The sequence below is a fragment of the Streptomyces soli genome, from assembly GCF_003999195.1.
GTDB lineage: Bacteria > Actinomycetota > Actinomycetes > Streptomycetales > Streptomycetaceae > Actinacidiphila > Actinacidiphila soli.
In genome coordinates this window covers 35,553-57,221 of record NZ_RJVR01000360.1, presented here as the reverse complement: position 1 = coordinate 57,221, position 21,669 = coordinate 35,553, and the positions used below count along the sequence as shown (strand labels likewise).

Here is a 21,669-nt window from a genome sequence, read left to right as displayed (position 1 = left end):
GCGCGAAACAGGGCCCCGGGGAATCTCACTCGGTTGGCGGGTGGGTACACCAGGACGGACGGATGGGACCGCGGAGTGCGGGGCAACGACCGCTACGAGGTTGAGGGCGACCACCTCTCGCAGTTCGAGGCCGAGATGGAACGGCTGCGGACCGAGCGGGACAAGGTGCTGCAACACGCCGACGACCTCGGCTACCAGGTCGAGGTGCTGCGCGCCAAGCTGCACGAGGCGCGCCGTAATCTCGCGTCCCGTCCTGCCTACGACAACCTCGGCCACCAGGCCGACCAGCTGCTCCGCAACGCCGAGATCCAGGCCAACCAGCTGCGCGCCGACGCCGAGCGCGAGCTGCGCGAGGCCCGTGCCGCCACCCAGCGCCTCCTCCAGGAGCAGGCCGAGCGCCAGTCCCAGATGGAGGCGCAGTGGCACGCCGAGGCCGTCGCCCGGCGCCGCCGCCTTGACGAGGAGCTGGCCGAGCGCCGGGCCAGCGTAGAGCAGCACGTCAACGAGAACGTGGCCTGGGCCGAGCAGATCCGCGCCCGCAGCGAGTCGCAGGCCCGCCGGCTCATGGACGAGTCCCGCGCCGGGGCCGAGGCAGCGCTGGCCGCCGCCCGCCAGGAGGCGCAGCGGATCGCGGAGGGCGCCCGCGAGCGCTTGGAGTCGGAGACCACCGCCGCCCGTGCCGAGGCCGAGCAGCTGCTGCGCCGAGCACGCACCGACGCCGAGCGCCTGCTGAACGCGGCCGGTACTCAGGCACAGGAGGCCACCAGCCAGGCCGAGCAGCTGCGCACCAGCACCCTCACCGAGTCCGACCAGGCCCGCCAGCAGGCCGCCGAGCTGACCCGGACCGCCGAGGAGCAGAAGCGCGAGGCCGAGGAGGCGCTGCGCGAGGCCCGGGCCGAGGCCGACCGGCTGCGCGAGGAGGCCGCCGCGAACGCGGCCAAGCGGCTGGCCACCGTCGACGCCGACAACGAGCAGCGCACCCGCACCGCCCGCGCCGAGATCGCCCGCCTGGTCACCGAGGCCACCAAGGAGGCCGAGGCCGCCAAGACCGAGGCCGAGCAGACCAAGGCCGACGCCAAGGCCAAGGCCGAGCGGATGCTCGCCGAGGCCGCGGAGACCGCCAAGGCCGCCTTCGCCGAGGACGCCGCGGCCGCGCTGGCCAAGGCCGCCCGGCAGGCCGAGGAGGTCCTGAACAAGGCCACCGAGGACGCCAAGTCCACCACCCGCGCGGCGAGCGAGGAGGCCGAGCGGATCAAGCGTGAGGCCGAGGCCGAGGCGGAGCGGCTGCGCGGCCAGGCGGAGGAGTCCGCCGAGCAGCTGCGCGGGGCGGCGCAGGACGACACCAAGGAGTACCGCGCCAAGACCGTCGAGCTCCAGGAGGAGGCACGCCGGCTGCGTGGCGAGGCCGAGCAGCTGCGCGCCGACGCCGTCGCCGAGGGCGAGCGGATCCGGGGCGAGGCCCGCCGCGAGGCCGTCCAGCAGATCGAGGAGGCGGCCAGCACCGCCGAGGCGCTGCTGACCAAGGCCAAGGCCGACGCCGACGAGCAGCGCCAGAGCGCCACCACCGAGGCCGAGCGGGTCCGAACCGAGGCCATCGAGCGGGCCGCGGGCTTGCGCCGGCAGGCCGACGAGGCGCTGGAGCGGGCCCGTACCGAGGCCGAGCAGCTGCGCACCGAGGCCGAGCAGCAGGCCGTCCAGGTCAAGGAGGACGCCGAGTTCGCCGGGCTGCAGCTGCGCGAGGAGGCCGTCGAGGCCGCCCAGCGGCTGCGAGACGAAGCCGCCGCCGACCTCAACCGCCAGCGCAGCGAGGCCGAATTGCGCATCGCCGCCGCCGAGGAGGCCCTGCGCGACGCCCGCGCCGAGGCCGAACGGCTGCGCGCCGAGGCCGCCGAGGAGGCCGCCCAGGTCCGCGCCGAGGCCGCCGAGCGGGTCCGTACGCTCCAGGAGCAGGCCGAACAGGACACCGTACGGCTACGGGACGAGGCCGCCGCCGACGCCTCGCAGACCCGCGCCGAGGCCGAGCAGCAGGCCGTCCGGCTCACCAGCGACGCCGCCACCGAGGCCGAGCAGCTGCGTACCGAGGCCCAGGAGACCGCCGACCGGCTGCGCGCCGAGGCCGCCACGGCCGCCGAGCGCATCGGGGCCGAGGCCGCCGAGGCACTGGCCGCCGCCCAGGAGGAGGCGCTGCGCCGCCGCCGCGAGGCCGAGGAACTGCTCGGGTCCGCCCGGGGCGAAGCCGACCATGAACGCGCCCAGGCCCGCCGCGAGAGCGAGGAACTGCTCGCCTCCGCCCGCAAGCGGGTCGAGGAGGCGCAGGCCGAGGCCGAGCGGCTGCTCGCCGACGCCGAGCGGCACTCCGCCGAACTCATGGGCGCCGCCGAGCAGACCGCCCAGCAGGTACGAGACTCCGTCGCCGGGCTGCACGAGCAGGCCGATCAGGAGATCGCCGGGCTGCGCTCGGCCGCCGAGCACGCCGCAGACCGCATGCGCGCCGAGGCCCAGGAGGCCGCCGACCGGCTGCACGCCGACGCCAACGCCGAGCGCGAGCGCGCCTCCGAGGACGCCGCCCGCATCCGCCGCGAGGCCGGCGAGGAAGCCGAGGCCGCCCGCGCCCTGGCCGACCGCACCGTCACCGACGCGATCGAGGAGTCCGACCGGCTGCGCGCCGAGACCCGCGCGGAAACCGACCGCGCCCTCGGCGAGGCCGCCAACCAGGCCGACGAGATCGTCGCCAAGGCCCAGCGCGACGCGGAACGCCTGGGCATCCTCGCCAAGGACGCTCTGGACACCGCAGAGCGCGACGCCGAGGAGCGCCGCCGCGCGGCCGAGGAAGCCCTCGCCGGCGCCCGCCAGGAGGCGCAGCGCCACCTCGACGAGGCCCGCGAGGAATCCAACCGCCGCCGCACCGAGGCCGCGCTCCAGGCCGACCAGCTCATCTCCAAGGCCCGTACGGAAGCCGAGCGCCTCGGCATCCTGGCCAAGGAGTCCCTGGACAGCGCCGAGCGCGACGCCGAGGCGGCCCGCGAGGAGTCCCAGGCCATGCGCGACCAGGCCCGCGAGGACGCCAACAGGCGCCGCAGCGAGGCTGCCGAGCAGGCCGACGAGCTCATCTCCAAGGCCCAGGACGAGGCCGTCCGGATCGCCACCGAGGCCGAGAAGCAGGCCGACACCATGGTCGGCGCGGCCCGCAAGGAGGCCGAACGCCTCGTCAACGAGGCCACCAACGAGGGCAACGGGATGGTCGAGCGGGCCCGTACGGACGCCGACACCCTGCTGCACGAGGCCCGACAGGACTCCACGGCCATAAGGGAGCGTACGGAGGAGCTGCGCGCCCGCGTCGAGGCCGAGGTCGAGGAACTGCACGAGCGGGCCCGCAAGGAGGCCGCCGCGCAGATGAAGTCGGCCGGCGAACGGGTCGACAAGCTGGTAGCCGCCGCGACCGAGCAGCTGACCGAATCCGAGGCGAAGGCCCGCAAGCAACTCGCCGACGCCGAGGCCGAGGCCGAGGCGACCCGGTCCAACGCGAGCGCCGAGGCGAGCAAGGTGCGGATCGCCGCGGTGAAGAAGGCCGAGGAGCTGCTCAAGGGTGCCGAGCAGAAGGAGTCCGACACCGCGCGCGAAGCGGACCGGATCAAGGCGGAGGCGCGGGCCGAGGCGGAGCGCATCGTAACGGAGGGCAAGCGCGAGCTCGAGGTGCTGGTACGCCGCCGGCAGGACATCAACGCCGAGATCTCCCGCGTACAGGACGTGCTGGAGGCGCTGGAATCATTCCAGGCACCCGGCGACGGCAAGAGCGCCGTCACGGCGGGAGCGGGCGCCGGAGGCACCCGATCGAGTGGCAAGCGGTCCGACGAGGCTCCACTCGATTGAGCGCACATTCTGCATACCTAATGGACATTGACTCGATGCCGCGCCCTTGCGGCCCCTAGGATTCCCCTAACACCCCACCACCGGTCTGAATTGACAGGAACCCCATGAGCGACACTTCCTCCCCCTTCGGGTTCGAGCTCGTACGGCGCGGGTACGACCGCGGCCAGGTGGACGACCGCATCACGAAACTGGTCGCCGACCGAGACAGCGCGCTGGCCCGTATCAACGCGCTGGAGAAGCGCATCGAGGAGCTGCACCTCGAGACCCAGAACGCGCAGGCCCAGGTCAACGACGCCGAGCCGTCGTACGCCGGTCTCGGTGCCCGGGTCGAGAAGATCCTCCGCCTCGCCGAGGAGGAGGCGAAGGACCTGCGCGAGGAGGCCCGCCGCGCTGCCGAGCAGCACCGCGAGCTTGCCGAGTCCGCCGCCAACCAGGTCCGTAACGACGCCGAGTCCTTCGCCGCCGAGCGCAAGAGCAAGGCCGAGGACGAGGGCGCGCGGATCGTCGAGAAGGCCAAGGGCGAAGCCTCGCAGCTGCGCGCCGACGCCACCAAGGACGCCGCCGCCAAGCGCGAGGAGGCCGACGCCCTCTTCGAGGAGACCCGCGCCAAGGCCGCCCAGGCCGCCGCGGACTTCGAGACCAACCTCGCCAAGCGCCGCGAGCAGTCCGAGCGTGACCTGGCGTCCCGTCAGGCCAAGGCCGAGAAGCGCCTCGCCGAGATCGAGCACCGCGCCGAGCAGCTCCGCCTCGAGGCCGAGAAGCTCCGCACCGACGCCGAGCGCCGCGCCCGCCAGACGGTCGAGACCGCCCAGCGCCAGGCCGAGGACATCGTCGCCGACGCGAACGCCAAGGCCGACCGCATCCGCAGCGAATCCGAGCGTGAGCTCGCGGCTCTGACCAACCGCCGCGACAGCATCAACGCCCAGCTGACCAACGTCCGCGAGATGCTGGCCACCCTGACCGGTGCGGCCGTCGCCGCCGCCGGCGCCCCGGACGACGAGCCCGTCACCCGCGGCGTCCCGGCCCAGCGCTGACGCCACGCCGACGCCTCACGTCTGACGGATACGTACGCCACGGAGCCCCCGCCCATCCCCCCTCCTGGGGCGGGGGCTCCGGCATGTTCGGAAACGTGGCCTGAACCCTGTCCGGAACCGCGCCTTCCGGGTGCATCGGCGCCGTCAGCCGAATAGCGTGGACCGCATGATCGAGCTGCAGGCGCTGACAAAGCGGTACGGCGGCAAGACGGCCGTCGACCACCTCACCTTCTCCGTACGACCGGGCGTTGTGACGGGCTTTCTGGGCCCGAACGGCGCGGGAAAATCAACGACGATGCGGATGATCCTCGGCCTGGACAATCCGACCTCGGGCGACGTCACCATCGACGGCAAGCACTACGCCCAGCTCAGCGATCCCTTCACCTACATCGGCGCCCTCCTCGACGCCAAGGCCATGCACGGCGGCCGCAGCGCGTACAACCACCTCCTCTGCCTCGCCCAGGCCAACCGCATCCCCCGCCGCCGCGTCGACGAGGTCCTGGAGACCGTCGGCCTCACGGCAGTCGCGAAGCAGCGCAGCAAGGGCTTCTCCCTCGGCATGGGCCAGCGCCTCGGCATCGCCGGCGCCCTCCTCGGCGACCCCAAGATCCTGATGTTCGACGAACCGGTCAACGGACTCGACCCCGAGGGCATCCACTGGATCCGTAATCTCATGAAGGACCTCGCCGCGCAGGGCCGCACCGTCTTCGTCTCCTCCCACCTGATGAGCGAGATGGCCCTCACCGCCGAACACCTCGTCGTCATCGGCCGCGGCCGGCTCCTCGCCGACACCTCCATGGCCGATTTCATCGAGCAGAATTCGCGCTCGTACATCCGCGTACGCACCCCGCAGCCCGAGCAGATGCGCGACGCCCTCACGGTGGCCGGTCTGACCCCGGTCACGGTCGGCGACGGCTCCATCGAGATCCAGGACGCCGACCCGGCGAAGATCGGCGAACTGGCCGCCCAGAATCACCTCGTACTCCACGAACTGAGCCCCCAACGGGCCTCCCTGGAGGAGGCCTTCATGCGCCTCACCGCCGAGTCCGTCGAGTACCACGCGGGCGTACCGGGCGTATCGGGCGTACCGGCCCCGTCAGACCAGCCCGCACCGGAGCAGCAGCCCGCCTGGGGCGCCAACTGGCAGCAGCAGAAGCAGAAGAAGGGGCAGTCCTGACATGGCGGCACCGAGCGCAGTCCTCCAGTCCGAATGGACCAAGGTCCGGTCCGTCCGCTCCACCGTATGGACCCTGGGATCCGCCCTCCTGGTCACCGTCATCCTCAGTGGCCTCCTCTGCCTCCTCACCAACGCCCAGTGGGACAACTTCGGCGAGAGCGACCGCGCCGGCTTCGACCCCACCTCCTCCAGCTTCTCAGGGCTCTTGCTAGGCCAGCTCGCCCTCATCGTCTTCGGCGTCCTGGTCGTCTCCAGCGAGTACAGCACCGGCATGATCCGCACCTCGCTGGCCGCTGTCCCCCAACGCGGCACCTTCTACGCCTCCAAGGTCGCCGTCATCGGCGCCCTCGCCCTCGTCGTCGGCATGGCCACCGCCTTCCTCTCCTTCTTCGTCGGCCAGGCCCTCCTCGGCGACCACAGCACCTCCATCACCGACCACGGCGTGCTCCGCGCCGTCGTCGGCGCCGGCCTCTACATGACCCTGACCGTGCTCTTCTCCGCGGGCATCGCCATGATGCTCCGCAGCCCCATGCTCGGCCTCGGCATCCTGATGCCCTTCTTCTTCCTCATCTCCCCGATCCTGGCCGCCGTCCCCGGTGCCAAGAACGTCGCCCGCTACTTCCCCGACCGGGCAGGCTCCAAGATCATGCAGGTCGTCTCCATCAACGACGACCGCCCGTACGGCCCCTGGGCCGGACTCGGCATCATGCTCCTGTGGGTGGCCGCGGCCCTGATCGGCGGATACGTGGTGCTGAAGAAGCGGGACGCGTAGATCTCCACCCGGCGTATCCCGGGGCCCGCACGTATCGTTGAACCGGGCGGCTGCGCGCACATGCTGCAGCGGGGAGGAGCGCCACGATGACCGTCGCACTGACCGACAGGATCGACATGGCCGACAGCAGCGAACTCAGTCTGGACGAGATGTTCGACGCGCTGGAGCGGATGCCCGTCCCCGAGGGCTACAAGGTCGAGATCGTCGAGGGGACCGTCCACATGTCGCCGCAGCGGGATGCCCACTGGGAGATCATCCGGAGGATCGTGCGGGCCCTGGAAGACCGCTTCGGCATGCAGGTGAAGGTGAAGTCCGACGTACGCATCGACTTCCCCGGCCACAAGAACGGCTTCGCCCCCGACGTCGTCAAGCTCTCGGACACCGCCCAACTGGACTCACACAGGCGCTGGCGGTACCAGGACGTCGAGTTCGTCACCGAAGTCATCTCCAGCGGAACCGCCGACAGCGACTACGGAAAGAAGAAGGCGGCCTACGCAACAGCCGGCGTCCCCGTCTACCTGATCGCCGACCCCTACACCGGCCTGTGCCACGTCTTCACCCTCCCGCAGGACGACGAATACCGGAACAAGCTCACCATCAAGTTCGGCGAACCCATCGACCTCACCGGCACGGTCATCGACCTCGTCCTGGAAACGGCCGACTTCCCCCGCGACTGAGCCCCACCGGCGATACGCCGTGTCGATCGGTCACATCATTCCAGCGTCTGCGTCAGTTCGTGGCGGGTTGAGGTATAGGTGACGCGGCCGTGCGCTCCGTTGACGATGGGCAGGTACGGCGGGACGTGGCCGCACTCGACGTCGGCGATGATCGGCACGCCCAGGGTGCCGAGTGCGTCCAGCACGGCCTCGTGTTGGGTCAGCGAGTCCTTGTCGGGTGCCGAGGTCCGGCCGACGAGGACTGCGTTCGCGCCGTCGAAGAACCCGGCCAGCCTCAGCCCTTGGCCCGGTGCCGGCCCGGCGGAGTCTGCGTGAACCGGCTTCCCCTCGGCGCGCTGACGATGTCCAGCCACGAGAGCAGCCCTTCGGGATTCCCACGCGGAGCGAACGCGGTGGACCAGAACACCCAAGACCGTTCGGGGTGTTCGGCTGAGCATGGGCTCTGGCAACAGGACTCACTCCCGCTCAGTCTCTAGGAACGGTGAGGATGGTCGACATGTCGGAGGACGCTGACGCCGGGTGGACGCCTTCACCTGCCCGGAACCCAGGGACGCTACGAGCGGGATGGAACCGGATTCGTGCTTGTACCCTCCTAACCCTTAATTGGCAGTGTCGGCGAGGGGCGGGAAATTGATCGAGGCAGTGGGCCTCACCAAGCGCTATGGAGCGAAGACGGCGGTGTACAACCTGTCGTTCCAGGTAAGGCCGGGGGCGGTGACGGGGTTTCTGGGGCCGAATGGCTCGGGGAAGTCGACGACGATGCGGATGATTCTGGGATTGGACTCGCCGACGGAGGGGCGGGTGACCGTCGGGGGCGTGCCGTATCGGGAGTTGCCGAACGCGCCGCGGCGGGTGGGGGCGCTGCTGGACGCGAAGGCGGTGCATGGGGGGCGGAGCGCACGGCAGCATTTGCTGTGTGTGGCGCAGTTGTCGGGGATTCCGGCGCGGCGGGTGGATGAGGTGCTGGGGGTGGTGGGCCTGCAGGAGGTGGCGCACCGGAAGTCGAAGGGCTTTTCCCTGGGGATGGGGCAGCGGCTGGGCATCGCGGGGGCGTTGCTGGGTGATCCGGAGGTGCTGCTGTTCGACGAGCCGGTCAACGGGCTGGACCCCGAGGGCATTCACTGGGTGCGGAATCTGATGCGGACGCTGGCGTCGGAGGGCCGTACGGTCTTTGTGTCGAGCCATCTGATGAGCGAGATGGCACTGACCGCCGACCACTTGATCGTGATCGGGCGTGGGCAGCTGCTGGCGGACATGAGCGTGAAGGACTTCATCGCGCACAATTCGGCGGGCTACGCACTCGTACGTACGCCGGATGTCGCGGAGCAGCGCGAGAGGCTGACCGCCTCGCTGACCGAGGCGGGCGGGCAGGTGCAGCCGGAGCAGGACGGGGCCTTGCGCGTGTCGGGGCTGGAGCTGCCGCGGATCAGCGACCTGGCGCATGAGGCGGACGTACGGCTGTGGGAGCTCTCGCCGCACCAGGCCTCGCTGGAGGAGGCGTACATGCGGATGACCAACGGCGCGGTGGACTACCGCTCCACGCAGGACCAGCGGTTCGGGCTGCAGCAGGCGGCGCCCCCGGGGTGGGGCCCGCCGATCGCGCCGCAGCCGAATCCACAGCCGCAGCCGTATACCGTGCCGAGCCAGTCCGAGGATGCCCGATGATCTACCCCGTTGAGGTCCAGCAGGGGCCGGCCGCGCCGGTGGTCCCTGTCGAGGCGACGAATCTGACGCATGCGCTGCGGTCGGAGTGGACCAAGATCCGGACGGTGCGCTCCACGATGTGGACGCTGGGGATCATGCTGGGGCTGGTCCTGGGCATCAACCTGCTGATGCTGTGGGCCATCAGCGCCAGCGGCGGAATGGCCACTTACAGCGAGCCGGTGCTCAGCCCCGGCCTGTACGGGCTGATGCTCGGCCAGTTGGCGGTGATCACGCTGGGAGTACTGGTGATCACCTCCGAGTACGGCACCGGGATGATCCGGACGACCTTCACCGCGTGCCCGCAGCGGACGCGGGTGCTGACCGCGAAGGCGATCGTCTTCTTCGGCCTCAGCTTCGGCATCACCACCCTGGCCTGCGGGGTGACGGCACTGATCAACTGGGCGGTGCTCAGCGGGAGGCACGCGCCGTCCGTCGACTACTACAGCGGCAACGGCTCGGTCACCATCTCGAACGGCGTCACCTCCGCCGCGCCCGCCGAGTGGCTGGGCGCGACGGTCGGCGTGGGGCTCTACGTCGCGCTGCTGGGCCTCCTGGCGCTGGCCGTCGGGACGCTGCTGCGGCACTCGGCGGGGGCGATCACGACCATGCTGGGCGTGGTGCTGCTGCCGCTGATCGTCGCGATCTTCATGCAGGCCCCGGGCCTGGTGAAGGTGCAGGAGAAGCTGCTCGAGTACTCGACCCCGGTGGCGCTGGCCGCGCTCTACCGGGTGCAGATGATCGGCGATAACAACGTCAACGGCCTCTCGCAGCTCGCGATGCTCGCCGTGGTGACCGCGCTGGCGCTCGCCGGCGCGTATGCCGTGCTGGCAAGGCGCGACGTTTAACAGGCTCGCAACTCAGAGCTCAGAGCTCAGTAGCGCGGGGCGTTACGGGACCGCTGCACCTTTGTGGTGCGGCGGTCCTTCGCGTTCCAGCAGGCGCGGTGCCAGTGGCGACGTTCGTCGATGCCGCCGCCGAAGCCGGCCTCGGGCCAGGCCACCAGGTGACCGACGCCGGGCGGGATCTCCTGGTCGCAGCCGGGGCAGCGGTAGTGCTTGCCGGCGGCGCCGGCGACGGGGCGGACGGACCACTCCTCGCCCTGCCAGGTCTCGGTGCGCTCCAGGCCGTGGCCGGGGCCGGTTTCCGGGCGCTCGGCGGGCGCGGGCTTGCCACCGCCTCGCTGCTGGCGGTTTCGGCGCGGGGACAAGGGGACACCTCACGGGCTGGTCGGGGCGCTGGCCGTATCCAGCGTAAGACAGCGCGCGCGTACGACCGCGTGGTCCGGGTAGATCCTCAGGACCCCCCTTTCCCGATTCCCCGTAGAAAATCATGAAATCGCCGCGCTGGACCGTGCCCTTGGCACGTGTCAGGCGTTAATGCAGTAGTAGCAATCGGAGGATGTGAAGCGCGATGCGTGTCGGTACGTTCGTCCTCGCAGCCCAATTCCCTGGCCAGGGCCAGGTGGAGGCGCTGCACCGGGCCGTGCGTTCGGCCGAGGCCGCGGAGGCGGCCGGGCTGGACTCCGTGTGGCTCGCCGAGCACCATTTTGTGCCGTACGGCGTGTGTCCGTCGGCGGTCACGCTGGCCGCGCTGCTGCTGGGCCGCACCCGCCGGATCGGCGTCGGGACAGCGGTGAGTGTGCTCCCAACCGTGCATCCGGTGGCGCTGGGCGAGCAGGCGGCACTGCTGCACATCGCCTCCGGCGGCCGCTTCACGCTGGGCGTGGGGCGCGGCGGACCCTGGGTCGACCTGGAGGTCTTCGGGGCGGGCCTGGAGGCGTACGAGTCGGGGTTCCCGGAATCCCTCGACCTGCTGCTGCGGTGGCTGAGCGAGCCCCGGGTCGGCGCCTCGGGGCCGCGCTTCTCCTTCCGCGAGGTCCCCGTCGTACCGCGCCCCGACGAGCTCGACGAGCCGTCCGGCCCGCCGGTGGTCGTCGCCTGCACCTCGCCGGCCAGCTTACGGCTCGCGGCGGAGCGCGGGCTGCCGATGCTGCTGGGGATGCACTGCGGGGACGAGGAGAAAGCCGACATGGTCGCAATGTGGCAGGCCGAGGCACGGGCTGCTGGGATTTCACCCGAAATGGTGGCGAAGACCGGGGCCGAGCATGTATCGGCTGGTGTCGTCCAGATCGCCGACACCCGCGCCGACGCCGCCGAGACTCTGACCAAGGCCATGCCCGGCTGGCTGCAGCGCGGCCTGGGCGCCCACGTGACGGTGGACGGGCGAAAGCGCAGCATGCGCGATCCGCTCGCCTACACCGAACTGCTCTGCGACCTCCACCCCGTCGGGCCGCCCGCCCTGTGCGCCGACCGCCTCGCCGCCACCGCCGAGCGCACCGGCATCACGCGCTTCGCGCTGCTGGTGGAGGGGTCCGGGGACCTCGCGACCACCGAGGCGAACGTGGCGAGGCTGGGCAGTGAAGTGCTCCCGCAATTGGCCGGATCCAACACTTCACAGGATTGAAGGACTGGACCAATGACGGGAGCAGGTCACCAAATCATGGTGCGGTGGATCAGCAGTCCCTGAACTCCGGAGACTGGTTCAGCAGTTGAGACCGTACGGAGGTGAACTTGGCGTAGCTTCCGTCCACCGCCCGGTCGAGCGGGAAGACCGCCACCCGGTGGCAGTTCTGGAAAGCCAGCCGGACCCCGAAGTGCCGTTGCAGGGCCCCCCGTATAGCGTCACTCGCCAGAGCTCGGAGCAGTTGTCCACGTGCTTGCTCGTCCGGCGGCGGGGTCTGGTTGTCGGCGAACGCACCGCCGTCCACCTTCAGTTGCGCTACCAAAGAGCTGATCATCTCCCATGCGTAAGGCAGGGAGGTCCGGACGCAGTCGACGAATTCCTTCTCGTCGACCTCGCCTCGCTCGGCCTGCTCGAGGAGGGCCGGTGAGACGTCGAGCGACATGAGTACTCCTCTCGTGACCCCCCGTGCCCGAGGAGTCAGACGGACTACGGAGGAAGCCGCCCTGTGTTCTCCCGCACGACGGCCTCCACTCACAACCGTAGGCTGTGAGGGTCCGGCCGCACCAGGAGCAGACGCGCACAACCGGCCATTCTCGAACAAGCTGACCGACACTGGACCCCGGCGGAGGCCCCACCGCGAATCGCGTGCCGGGGCCGCCTTCGAGTACCGTTGCCGACCATGCGTCTCGTCATCGCCCGCTGCTCCGTCGACTACGCGGGCCGGCTCTCCGCCCACCTCCCGTCGGCCACCCGGCTCCTCCTCGTCAAGGCCGACGGCTCGGTGTCCATCCATGCCGACGACCGCGCCTACAAGCCGCTCAACTGGATGTCCCCGCCCTGCACTCTCAAGGAGAGCGAGGACGGCCGGGTCTGGACCGTCACCAACAAGGGCGGCGAGCAGCTCATCATCTCCATCGAGGACGTTCGCCACGACTCCTCACATGAACTCGGCGTCGACCCCGGGCTCATCAAGGACGGCGTCGAAGCGCACCTGCAGGAGCTGCTCGCCGACCGGATGGAAGTGCTCGGGGAAGGCTGGACGCTGATCCGGCGCGAATACCCGACCGCCATCGGCCCCGTGGACATCCTCTGCCGGGACTCCGACGGGACGACCGTCGCGATCGAGATCAAACGGCGTGGTGAGATCGACGGCGTCGAGCAGCTCACCCGATACCTGGAGCTGCTCAACCGCGACCCGCATCTCTCCCCCGTCAAGGGCGTCTTCGCCGCCCAGGAGATCAAGCCCCAGGCCCGCGTCCTCGCCACGGACCGGGGCATCGGCTGCGTCGTCCTCGACTACGACGCGATGCGCGGCATCCAGGACGACAAGCTCCGCCTGTTCTGACCTTTCCGCCCTTCTCGCACTGCTCGGCCCCAGGGGGCCTCATAGGCTTCGGACGGCTGCGCCGGGCCCGAATCCTTCACACCGCGCTCGCGCTGCTCGGCCCCTGGGGGCCTCACAGGCTTCGCCCGGCTGCGCCGGACTCTCCCCCAGACCCCGTCTGGGTGGGGGTCCCCCCAGCCCTCAACGCCGGACGGGCTGAATTGACCCACCGGGTTGGGGGTAGGCCGTCCGCCTGAGGCGGGACGACCTGGCCCAACCCGGCCACGGGAGTGCAGGCCCGACGCGCCCGGGGCAACCGGGCGGCACCCGCGACCCAACCGTCAGGCGATCGTGCCGGAGGCCGAGGTGGAGTCGCCGGCGACCGGAGTGATGGACACCGGATCGCTGGCGCTGTTGGACGTGCTGGGCGAGTCGGATGGCGACGTGCTCGGGGTCGGGTCCGGGGGCGGCGACGGAGTCGTGGGCGTTGAGGTCGGGGGCTTGGTCGACGGCTTGTGGGACGGGGTGGGCGTCGGCTTGGGCGGTGTGGGACCGCCACCCGACGTGGGCGTACTCGCACCGCCCGTGCTGCCCGCGCCGGTGCTCGTGGTGGGATCCGTGGCCGCGGCGCCGCCCGTGGCACCAGGGGAAGACGCGGCGGGGCTGGTGCCGCTGCCCGTGGCGCTGGGCGCCGTCGTGGAGCCGGGAGTTGGGGAGACGGCCGGGAGGCCGTTGTCGGCTTGGTCTTGCTGGGCGGACTCGACGGGCTTGACGTTCATGGGGGTGTTGGTGTCGTTGCCGTTCGAGGTGGTGCCGAGGGTGACGAGCGTGCCCAGGACGGCGGCGAGGAGCGCGCCGGCGCCGGCGGTGGCGAGGTTGCGGCGGGTGGGGGTGAGGGAGAGGCGCCGGGAGAGGGGGGAGGAGCCGGGGCGGGAGAGGGCGAGGCGTTTGCTGATGATGGTGGCGGGGGCTTCACCGGGGAAGGCGGAGGCGTCCGTGCCGGCGGTGTGGGCCTCGACGCCGGAGGGGGTCGTGGCGGGCGCAGAGCCGCCGGAGCGGTCGGCGACGAGGGCGAGAGTGCGGCGCCCGACGGTGGTGCCCTGGCGGTCCGCTAGGGCACCGCGCAGGGCTATGGAGGCCTCCAACTCGGTGCGGGCCCGGCCGATGCTGCCGGTGCAGAGCGCGAGGACGCCCAACTCGTGGTGGAAGTACGCCTCTTCCGCGACCTCGCCCGCCAGCCGGGCGGCCTCCTGGCCGACCCGGAGCGTCCGCTCCCACGCGCTCCAGTGCAGCGCGGCTGCGAAGGCCGGGGCCGCCGTACGGGCCAGCAGTACGGCCGCGCTGGCGTGCCCGCCGTCGCGGCAGGCGGCGAGGGTGGCGAGGATCGCCTCGGCCTCCGCCGCGACCCGGTCCGGGGTCACCGACGGGTGGCCGGCCCACCAGGCGTAGTGCTGGGCGGTGGTGTGGGCCTGCGGCCCGGCAGGGCCGCCCGCGGCGGCGTCGGCGGCGAGGCCACCGGGGGCGGCGAGCTGCTGCCGTACGCCGGTGGCGAGCCGGAAGTGCGTGGCGACGGGGGTGGCGAGCCCGACGGCGACCATCTCACCGAGCGCGGCGTCGCCGTGCGTGTCGCCGACAAGGGCCGGGAGGTGGGCCTGGTGCGGGATCTCCCCGCCCAGGGCGACGGCGAAGCACAGGGCCTCCCGCGCGGACTCGCTGATCCAGGAGGCGAGCAACTCGGCGGGGGCGGCGCTCTCGGCGAGCGAGGGCAGGGGTATGTGCGTGGCGGGGGTCGAGGGGACGGCATCGTGCGGGGCGTCATTCCCAGCAGGGTCGGCCGGGTCGCCCCAGACGGGCGCGTCGCCGTCCAGTGATGCCATGCCCTGCGCGTCGCGCCGCCGCAGCAGCGCGCCCGCCTGGACGAAGCGCAGCGGCAGTCCCTCGGACTCGAACCACAGGTCGGCGGCCCAGGCGGCCTCCTCGTCCTGCAGCGGCCGTTCGACGGCCCGCTCCAGGAGCTCCAGGCAGGCGATCCGGGTGAGCCCGGGCAGGAAGATCTCCTCGACGAGCGAGTCGGAGGCCGGCGCCGTGACTTCCGGGGTCGCCGACATCAGGAAGGCGCACTCGGGCACCGACGCGAGCAGGTCCTCCAGAGCCGTGCCGCCGAACTCCAGGTCGTCCACGACCACGACCGCGCCCACGTCGCGCAGCAGCTCCAGCAGCCGCGCCCGGTCGGGCCGGTAGCCCTCGGCGTCGTAGACGAGGGCGAAGAGCTCCTGCAGCAGGTCGCTGGGCGTACGGCGGTAGCCGGAGAGCCGTACGACACCGTCGGGCGCGAGACCGTCGCAGGCGCCGGCGACGGCGTCGAGCAGCACGGTGCGGCCGGCCCCGGACGGCCCGGTGACCCGCACGGAGCGGCCCCGGGAGAGCAGCCGGGCGAGCCGTTCGCGCTCCTCCTCGCGTTCGAGCAGCGGCAACTCGGGGCCGCGCGGCCCCGGCGGGACCGGGGGACGTGCGGCGGCCTGCCGGGCCGCGCGCTCCTGGGCGGTGCGCCGCACGGGTGCGGGGCGGTCCTCAGTCGGGCAGGTGGTGATCTCGCTGCCGTCGACCGGGTTGAGCGTCAGCAGGAAGTCGCCCGCGACGAGCTGCACGACCCGGGCCGAGCCGCCGCCGGTGCCACTACTGCCTGCGCCGCCCGCGCTTGCCGCCAGGTCCGCCGTCGGCGGCACCAGTGGCTGGCGCTGGGCGCGCGGCAGCGCGAACGTGCCGTCCTCGGCCTCGCCGGCCTGGGGCCGCTCGTCGTTCGGCTCGTCGGGTACGCCGTTACGTGGGTCCATGAGTCTCCGCCCCCCATATGCGTCGCTGCAGGGCCTTGTCGGGGGCGCCCGCGCGTCCGCTGTGGACCGGGCTCGGTTCCCCTCCTCGGCGTACGGTTGGTACGTCGGAAACCGAACCCTAAACCTTTGCACAGTATGAGCGAACGCCAGGGCTGCCACGCCGCCCTTGCGTCCGAATTTGGCCGTCCTTGGCCGCCTTGCTCAGCCTTGGGCCGATCCCACCACGATGCCCCCCTCGATGAACAGGATGCGGTGCAGCCGGGTGGCGATCAGCAGTCGCTGCATCTGCGGCGGTACGCCGCGCAGCACGAGCCGCCGGTCGGCCCGGCCGGCCCTGCGGTGTGCCCCCATGATCACACCGAGTCCCGTGGCGTCCCACGAGTCCAGCTCGGTCAGGTCGAGCACGAGGTCGCCGTGACCGGAGTCAACGGCGTCGTGCAGGACCGAACGGGCGTCAGCCGCGCTGTGGACATCGAGGCGGCCCCCGACGACCAGCTCGGCGTGGTCGCCCCTGATGTGCATATGCGCTCCGCTCCCGTTATCGCGTTCCCGTATCCCGTGGAAATGTGTCGTAGTTCTAGGTAACTGACGGCCCGTTGTACGAAGAGGTTGCCGTCTGTGAGCGAACCGATACCGAATTCACTCCTGCGAGTGAATGAGGGCCGGGGGCACTCCCCCGGATGGCCCGTCATCCGTCAGTAGCGGTAGAAGCCCTCTCCGGACTTCCGGCCGAGCGCGCCCGCGTCGACCATGCGCCGCATGATCTCCGGCGGGGCGAACTTCTCGTCTTGCGACTCGGTGTAGATGTTGCCGGTGGCGTGCAGCAGGATGTCGACGCCGGTCAGGTCGGCGGTGGCCAGCGGCCCCATCGCGTGGCCGAAGCCGAGCTTGCAGGCGATGTCGATGTCCTCGGCCGACGCGACCCCGGACTCGTACAGCTTGACCGCCTCGACGACCAGGGCGGAGATCAGTCGGGTGGTGACGAAGCCCGCCACGTCCCGGTTGACGACGATCGTGGTCTTGCCGATCTCCTCGGCGAAGGCCTTGGCGCGGGCCAGCGTCTCGTCGCTGGTCTTGTAGCCGCGGACCAGCTCGCAGAGCCCCATCATCGGGACGGGAGAGAAGAAGTGCGTGCCGACCACGCGCTCCGGACGGTCCGTCACAGCCGCGATCTTGGTGATCGGGATGGCGGAGGTGTTGGAGGCGAGGATCGCGCCCTGCTGGGCGATCTTGTCGAGTGCCCGAAAAATCTCCTGCTTGACCTCGATCTTCTCGAACACCGCCTCGACGACGATGTCCGCGTCGGCGACCGCGTCCAGGTCCGTGGTCGTCGCGATCCGGGCCAGCGCGGCTTCGGCGTCCGCCGCCTCCAGCTTCCCCTTGGCGACGAACTTTTCGTACGACGCCGAAATCCCGCCGAGACCACGGGCCAACGCCTCGTCCGTGACATCGCGCAGAACGACTTCATAGCCCGCCTGGGCCGCTACCTGTGCGATGCCGGAACCCATCAGGCCGGCTCCGATGACGGCGAGCTTCTTCGCCACGGCACACACCTTCTTGTCGACGCTGTTGCGGGGACCATAACGTCCGTTCACAGCGCAGCGCAGCACTAAGAGAGGCGGGTCACGATGTGTCCTTGGTCGCATAGTTGAGGACCACGTCGGTCAGCAGGTCCGCAGCGGCGTCCAGTTTGGCCAGAACAGCCCTGGAAACCCCGATCGGCTCGCCGCCCTCGCCCATCGCCCGGCCGATGCTTCGCATCACCGTCTGCTGCAGCCATGCGAGCTGGCCGGCGACCAGCTCGGGCACCGGGTCTCGGGCGCCGCGCCGGTCTCCTTGCGCAGGGTGTGCGCACCGTCGAGGCCGTACGCGGCGTCGACCTCACGGTCGAGCGCGGCGAGATCCTCGGCTTCCTGGGGCCCAACGGCGCAGGCAAGACCACCACCCTGCGCATGCTCACCACCCTGCTCGCCCCCACCCGGCGGCACCGCGACCGTCGCCGGGCGCGACCTCGCGCCCGACCCCGAGGGCGTACCCCGACGCATCGGCTACGTCGCCCAGTCCGGCCCGCTGCTCACCAAGGTGCAGCTCGGCACCGCCGGCAGCTCCTGGCAGACCCTCGTCCCCGGGCTGATGATCCAACTCGGCCTGTTCAGCGCCGTGTTCGCCGGCTTCGGCATCCTCATCGAGAAGCAGCACGGCATCGTCGAGCGCATGCGGATCACCCCGGTCTCGCGAGTCGTCCTGCTGCTGGGGCGGGCTCTGAAGGACGTACTCGTACTCCTTGTCCAGTCACTGCGGCTGGTCCTGGTCGCCCTTCCCTTCGGGCTGCGCGCGCCCGTCGCCAACGTGGCTCTGGGGTTCGTCTTCATCGGCGTGGTGACCGTGTCGATCGCCTCGTTGTCGTACGCACTGGCCATGCGCGTCAGCACCCCGCAGGAATTGGCGCCCGTCATCAACGCGCTCAACATGCCCGCGATGCTGCTCTCCGGACTCCTGCTCCCGATGGCCCTCGCCCCCGCCTGGTTGGACGTCGTCTCCCACTTCATCCCCTTCCGCTACCTCGTCGACGCCGTACGCGCCGCCTTCGTCGGCGACTACGAGAGCAGCACCGTCGGCATCGGCGCCCTGGTCGCGGCCGCTTTCGCCGCCGTGTCCGTGGCAGTCGGCACACGGGTCTTCACCAGGGCCGGAGCCTGACTACTCTCGACCTCATGGTCAATCTGACGCGCATCTACACCCGCACCGGCGACGACGGCACCACCGCCCTCGGCGACATGAGCCGCACCGCCAAGACGGACTCCCGCATCTCCGCGTACGCCGATACCAACGAGGCCAATGCCGCCATCGGTGTCTCCATCGCGCTGGGCGGCCTGCCGCAGGAGGTCACAGCCGTCCTCACCCGCGTCCAGAACGACCTGTTCGACGTGGGCGCGGACCTGGCCACCCCGGTCGTCCGCGACCCCAAATATCCGCCGCTGCGCGTGGAACAGGGTTACGTCGACAAGCTCGAGGCCGACTGCGACCGGTTCCTGGAGGACCTGGAGAAGCTCCGCAGCTTCATCCTTCCGGGTGGCACGCCGGGCGCGGCCCTGCTGCACCAGGCCTGCACGGTCGTACGGCGCGCCGAGCGGTCGACATGGGCGGCGCTGAAGGAGCACGGCGACTCGATGAACGTGCTGACGGCCACCTACCTCAACCGCCTCTCGGACCTGCTCTTCATCCTGGCCCGGATCGCGAACAAGGAGGTGGGCGACGTGCTCTGGGTGCCCGGCGGGGACCGCTAGGCCGTAGAGCCCGCTAGGCGACGTTGACCCGCTGACCGGGCGGGGCAGCCTCGAGCCAGGCCAGGAAGCCGGTGAGGGCGTCGTCGCTCATGGCCAGCTCGAGCCGCAGGCCCTTGTGCTCACACACCAGCACGACGGAGTCCGACAGCAGGGCCAGCTCTTCCTGGCCCTGCGGCTCACGCCGGTGCAGGACCTCGATGGCGGAGCGCTCAAGGACCCGGCGCGGCCGGGGGGCGTACGAGAAGACGCGGAACCACTCCACGCGGTCGCCGCTGTAGCGGGCGACGCCGTAGCCCCAGCCCTTGCCGGACGGCTCGGAGCCGGCGTCACCGGCGAGCCGGAGACTGCAGTCGAACGTGCCGCCGGACCGTTGGATGAGCCGTCGGCGCAGCCCGAAGACGAACAGTCCCAGCAGCGCCGCCGCCACCAGCGTTCCGCACACCTGAAAAGCGAGGATCACGCCCACCGACCTCCTCGCTCAACGCTCAACGTCACGAATAGGAATACTCTCCGGCACGGGTGCCGGGTGTGCCGCAGCCGCGGGACGCCTCGAAAGGCTTCCCGCGGCTTCCGGCTGGTTGTCAGCGCGTGCCCGTTGCGGCGATGAGGCGAACCTCGGCGCGGCGCTCGGCGATGGCGTCCTCGTTGGCCCTGGCGCGTTCCAGGTCCTGCTGAGCACGCTCGACGTCGATCTCCTCGGCGAGCTCGGCGATCTCCGCGAGCACCGACAGCTTGTCGTCCGCGAAGGAGATGAAGCCGCCGTGCACCGCAGCGACGACGGTACCGCCGTCACTCGTACGGATGGTCACCGGGCCGGACTGCAGCACACCGAGCAGCGGCTGGTGGCCCGGCATGACGCCGATATCGCCCGACTCGGTGCGTGCGACGACCAGGGTGGCCTCGCCGGACCAGACACTGCGGTCCGCGGCGACCAGCTCGACGTGCAGCTCAGCCAAGATGGCTCCTCGGGTCGGCACCCACCGCCTACGGCGGGTGCATAAAACAAAGGATAACGGGGGTGCGGCAGGGGGGTGGACGCAGGGCCCGCGTCCACCCCCCTGTCGCGATGAGTCAGCGGCCGGTCTCAGCCGACGCCGAGCTCCTTGGCGTTGCGCTCGAGGTCCTCGATGCCACCGCACATGAAGAACGCCTGCTCGGGGAAGTGGTCGTACTTTCCGTCCGCGATGGCGTTGAACGCGGTGATCGACTCCTCGAGGGTGACGTCCGAGCCGTCGACACCGGTGAACTGCTTCGCCGCGTGGGTGTTCTGCGACAGGAAGCGCTCGATACGGCGGGCACGGTGGACGGTGAGCTTGTCCTCCTCGCCCAGTTCGTCGATGCCGAGGATCGCGATGATGTCCTGGAGGTCCTTGTACTTCTGCAGGATGCCCTTGACGCGCATGGCGCAGTCGTAGTGGTCCTGTGCGATGTAGCGCGGGTCCAGGATCCGGGACGTCGAGTCCAGCGGGTCGACCGCCGGGTAGATGCCCTTCTCCGAGATCGGCCGCGACAGCACCGTCGTCGCGTCGAGGTGCGCGAAGGTGGTGGCCGGGGCCGGGTCGGTCAGGTCGTCCGCGGGGACGTAGATCGCCTGCATGGAGGTGATCGAGTGACCACGGGTCGAGGTGATGCGCTCCTGGAGCTGGCCCATCTCGTCCGCCAGGTTGGGCTGGTAGCCCACGGCGGACGGCATGCGGCCGAGCAGGGTGGAGACCTCGGAACCGGCCTGGGTGAAGCGGAAGATGTTGTCGATGAAGAACAGCACGTCCTGCTTCTGCACATCGCGGAAGTACTCCGCCATGGTCAGACCGGCCAGGGCCACGCGCAGACGGGTGCCCGGGGGCTCGTCCATCTGACCGAAGACCAGCGCGGTCTTGTCCAGAACGCCGGACTCCTCCATCTCGGCGATGAGGTCGTTGCCCTCACGGGTACGCTCGCCGACACCGGCGAACACGGAAACACCCTCGTGCAGCTTCGCCACACGCATGATCATTTCCTGGATGAGGACGGTCTTGCCGACGCCCGCACCACCGAACAGACCGATCTTGCCGCCCTTGACGTACGGGGTCAGCAGGTCGACGACCTTCAGGCCGGTCTCGAACATCTCGGTCTTGGACTCGAGCTGGTCGAAGGCCGGGGCCTTGCGGTGGATCGGCCAGCGCTCGGTGACCTCGACCGTGGACGGGTCCACGTTCAGGATCTCACCGAGGGTATTGAACACCTTGCCCTTGGTGATGTCACCGACGGGGACGGAGATGCCCGCGCCCGTGTCGGTCACCGGGGCCTGGCGGACCAGGCCGTCAGTGGGCTGCATGGAGATGGCGCGGATCACGCCGTCACCCAGGTGCTGGGCGACCTCGAGGGTCAGCGTCTTGAGCTTGCCGTCCTCGGCCGGGTCAGCAACCTCGACGGTCAGCGCGTTGTAGATCTCCGGCATCGCGTCGACGGGGAACTCCACGTCGACGACCGGGCCGATGACGCGCGCGACGCGGCCGGCGGCCGTGGCGGTTTCAACAGTGGTGGTCAT

Annotated in this window: 18 protein-coding genes and 3 pseudogenes; 11 read left to right on the top strand and 10 right to left on the bottom strand. The window is 70.8% G+C overall.

The features are described from left to right. The first annotated feature begins 75 nt into the window (after positions 1-75). From scy to EFK10_RS44540, 5 genes are all read left to right on the top strand, one after another. Complete coding sequence (gene scy / locus EFK10_RS44560; RefSeq protein ID WP_127361334.1) at positions 76-3,870, top strand: polarized growth protein Scy; 3,795 nt, start codon at positions 76-78, stop codon at positions 3,868-3,870. Between the two features lie 104 nt (positions 3,871-3,974). Beyond that, positions 3,975-4,904, top strand: a complete 930-nt coding sequence (locus EFK10_RS44555; protein ID WP_127361333.1) for a coiled-coil domain-containing protein — start codon at positions 3,975-3,977, stop codon at positions 4,902-4,904. Positions 4,905-5,070: 166 nt separating this feature from the next. After that, positions 5,071-6,081: an ABC transporter ATP-binding protein gene (locus EFK10_RS44550; RefSeq protein ID WP_127361332.1), complete on the top strand. Its 1,011-nt coding sequence runs from the start codon at positions 5,071-5,073 to the stop codon at positions 6,079-6,081. 1 nt (position 6,082) lies between these two features. Further along, complete coding sequence (locus EFK10_RS44545; protein WP_127361331.1) at positions 6,083-6,853, top strand: ABC transporter permease; 771 nt, start codon at positions 6,083-6,085, stop codon at positions 6,851-6,853. A gap of 86 nt (positions 6,854-6,939) precedes the next feature. Continuing rightward, the gene (locus EFK10_RS44540) at positions 6,940-7,530 is read left to right on the top strand and encodes a Uma2 family endonuclease (protein WP_127361330.1); all 591 of its coding nucleotides are present in this window, start codon (positions 6,940-6,942) and stop codon (positions 7,528-7,530) included. A 35-nt stretch (positions 7,531-7,565) separates the two neighbouring features. Here EFK10_RS44540 and EFK10_RS44535 read toward each other — a convergent pair. Then, positions 7,566-7,900: pseudogene (locus EFK10_RS44535) on the bottom strand (LD-carboxypeptidase); the annotation flags it as partial. A 260-nt stretch (positions 7,901-8,160) separates the two neighbouring features. Here EFK10_RS44535 and EFK10_RS44530 point away from each other — a divergent pair. Together EFK10_RS44530 and EFK10_RS44525 are read left to right on the top strand one after the other, a co-directional pair. After that, positions 8,161-9,171: pseudogene (locus EFK10_RS44530) on the top strand (ABC transporter ATP-binding protein); the annotation flags it as partial. A 20-nt stretch (positions 9,172-9,191) separates the two neighbouring features. Beyond that, complete coding sequence (locus EFK10_RS44525) at positions 9,192-10,079, top strand: ABC transporter permease subunit (RefSeq protein ID WP_240677855.1); 888 nt, start codon at positions 9,192-9,194, stop codon at positions 10,077-10,079. 26 nt (positions 10,080-10,105) lie between these two features. On the opposite strand, the gene EFK10_RS44520 is transcribed toward EFK10_RS44525, so the two are convergent. Beyond that, the gene (locus EFK10_RS44520) at positions 10,106-10,441 is read right to left on the bottom strand and encodes an ATP/GTP-binding protein (protein WP_127361328.1); all 336 of its coding nucleotides are present in this window, start codon (positions 10,439-10,441) and stop codon (positions 10,106-10,108) included. A 203-nt stretch (positions 10,442-10,644) separates the two neighbouring features. Between EFK10_RS44520 and EFK10_RS44515 the strand changes: the two genes are divergently transcribed. Then, complete coding sequence (locus EFK10_RS44515; protein ID WP_127361327.1) at positions 10,645-11,697, top strand: LLM class flavin-dependent oxidoreductase; 1,053 nt, start codon at positions 10,645-10,647, stop codon at positions 11,695-11,697. A gap of 49 nt (positions 11,698-11,746) precedes the next feature. Here the strand turns inward: EFK10_RS44515 and EFK10_RS44510 are convergent, their stop codons facing one another. Further along, the gene (locus EFK10_RS44510) at positions 11,747-12,139 is read right to left on the bottom strand and encodes an SCO5389 family protein (protein WP_127361326.1); all 393 of its coding nucleotides are present in this window, start codon (positions 12,137-12,139) and stop codon (positions 11,747-11,749) included. A 237-nt stretch (positions 12,140-12,376) separates the two neighbouring features. Between EFK10_RS44510 and nucS the strand changes: the two genes are divergently transcribed. Next, positions 12,377-13,042, top strand: coding sequence for an endonuclease NucS (nucS, locus tag EFK10_RS44505; RefSeq protein WP_127361325.1), 666 nt, complete (start codon positions 12,377-12,379; stop codon positions 13,040-13,042). A gap of 320 nt (positions 13,043-13,362) precedes the next feature. On the opposite strand, the gene EFK10_RS44500 is transcribed toward nucS, so the two are convergent. From EFK10_RS44500 to EFK10_RS44485, 4 genes are all read right to left on the bottom strand, one after another. Next, the gene (locus tag EFK10_RS44500) at positions 13,363-15,855 is read right to left on the bottom strand and encodes an ATP-binding protein (RefSeq protein WP_127361324.1); all 2,493 of its coding nucleotides are present in this window, start codon (positions 15,853-15,855) and stop codon (positions 13,363-13,365) included. Between the two features lie 201 nt (positions 15,856-16,056). After that, a complete protein-coding gene (locus EFK10_RS44495; RefSeq protein WP_127361323.1) occupies positions 16,057-16,377 on the bottom strand; it encodes an STAS domain-containing protein in 321 nt (106 codons plus the stop codon). A 173-nt stretch (positions 16,378-16,550) separates the two neighbouring features. Further along, positions 16,551-17,399, bottom strand: a complete 849-nt coding sequence (locus EFK10_RS44490) for a 3-hydroxyacyl-CoA dehydrogenase family protein (RefSeq protein ID WP_127361322.1) — start codon at positions 17,397-17,399, stop codon at positions 16,551-16,553. Positions 17,400-17,478: 79 nt separating this feature from the next. Beyond that, entirely contained in the window at positions 17,479-17,664 is a 186-nt protein-coding gene (locus EFK10_RS44485) for a hypothetical protein (RefSeq protein ID WP_127361321.1), read from the bottom strand. Here EFK10_RS44485 and EFK10_RS44475 point away from each other — a divergent pair. Both EFK10_RS44475 and EFK10_RS44470 read left to right on the top strand, forming a co-directional pair. Further along, positions 17,634-18,555: pseudogene (locus EFK10_RS44475) on the top strand (ABC transporter permease). The gene EFK10_RS44485 and the pseudogene EFK10_RS44475 sit on opposite strands and share 31 nt — an antisense overlap. Positions 18,556-18,569: 14 nt before the next feature. Then, the gene (locus tag EFK10_RS44470) at positions 18,570-19,142 is read left to right on the top strand and encodes a cob(I)yrinic acid a,c-diamide adenosyltransferase (protein ID WP_127361374.1); all 573 of its coding nucleotides are present in this window, start codon (positions 18,570-18,572) and stop codon (positions 19,140-19,142) included. A 13-nt stretch (positions 19,143-19,155) separates the two neighbouring features. Here the strand turns inward: EFK10_RS44470 and EFK10_RS44465 are convergent, their stop codons facing one another. From EFK10_RS44465 to atpD, 3 genes are all read right to left on the bottom strand, one after another. Then, a complete protein-coding gene (locus tag EFK10_RS44465) occupies positions 19,156-19,602 on the bottom strand; it encodes a DUF2550 domain-containing protein (RefSeq protein WP_127361320.1) in 447 nt (148 codons plus the stop codon). A 121-nt stretch (positions 19,603-19,723) separates the two neighbouring features. Beyond that, the gene (locus tag EFK10_RS44460) at positions 19,724-20,101 is read right to left on the bottom strand and encodes a F0F1 ATP synthase subunit epsilon (protein ID WP_127361373.1); all 378 of its coding nucleotides are present in this window, start codon (positions 20,099-20,101) and stop codon (positions 19,724-19,726) included. Positions 20,102-20,226: 125 nt separating this feature from the next. Further along, positions 20,227-21,669 (bottom strand): F0F1 ATP synthase subunit beta, encoded by a 1,443-nt coding sequence (atpD, locus tag EFK10_RS44455; protein ID WP_127361319.1) that lies wholly within the window; start codon positions 21,667-21,669, stop codon positions 20,227-20,229.

Excerpts from the sequence above, each read along its gene's own strand:
- nucS (WP_127361325.1), top strand. The coding sequence starts at position 12,377 with ATGCGTCTCGTCATCGCCCGCTGCTCCGTCGACTACGCGGGCCGGCTC.
- EFK10_RS44500 (WP_127361324.1), bottom strand. The coding sequence starts at position 15,855 with ATGGACCCACGTAACGGCGTACCCGACGAGCCGAACGACGAGCGGCCC.
- EFK10_RS44515 (WP_127361327.1), top strand. The coding sequence starts at position 10,645 with ATGCGTGTCGGTACGTTCGTCCTCGCAGCCCAATTCCCTGGCCAGGGC.
- atpD (WP_127361319.1), bottom strand. The coding sequence starts at position 21,669 with ATGACCACCACTGTTGAAACCGCCACGGCCGCCGGCCGCGTCGCGCGC.
- EFK10_RS44545 (WP_127361331.1), top strand. The coding sequence starts at position 6,083 with ATGGCGGCACCGAGCGCAGTCCTCCAGTCCGAATGGACCAAGGTCCGG.
- EFK10_RS44525 (WP_240677855.1), top strand. The coding sequence starts at position 9,192 with ATGATCTACCCCGTTGAGGTCCAGCAGGGGCCGGCCGCGCCGGTGGTC.
- EFK10_RS44510 (WP_127361326.1), bottom strand. The coding sequence starts at position 12,139 with ATGTCGCTCGACGTCTCACCGGCCCTCCTCGAGCAGGCCGAGCGAGGC.
- EFK10_RS44495 (WP_127361323.1), bottom strand. The coding sequence starts at position 16,377 with ATGCACATCAGGGGCGACCACGCCGAGCTGGTCGTCGGGGGCCGCCTC.
- EFK10_RS44550 (WP_127361332.1), top strand. The coding sequence starts at position 5,071 with ATGATCGAGCTGCAGGCGCTGACAAAGCGGTACGGCGGCAAGACGGCC.
- EFK10_RS44470 (WP_127361374.1), top strand. The coding sequence starts at position 18,570 with ATGGTCAATCTGACGCGCATCTACACCCGCACCGGCGACGACGGCACC.
- EFK10_RS44540 (WP_127361330.1), top strand. The coding sequence starts at position 6,940 with ATGACCGTCGCACTGACCGACAGGATCGACATGGCCGACAGCAGCGAA.
- EFK10_RS44555 (WP_127361333.1), top strand. The coding sequence starts at position 3,975 with ATGAGCGACACTTCCTCCCCCTTCGGGTTCGAGCTCGTACGGCGCGGG.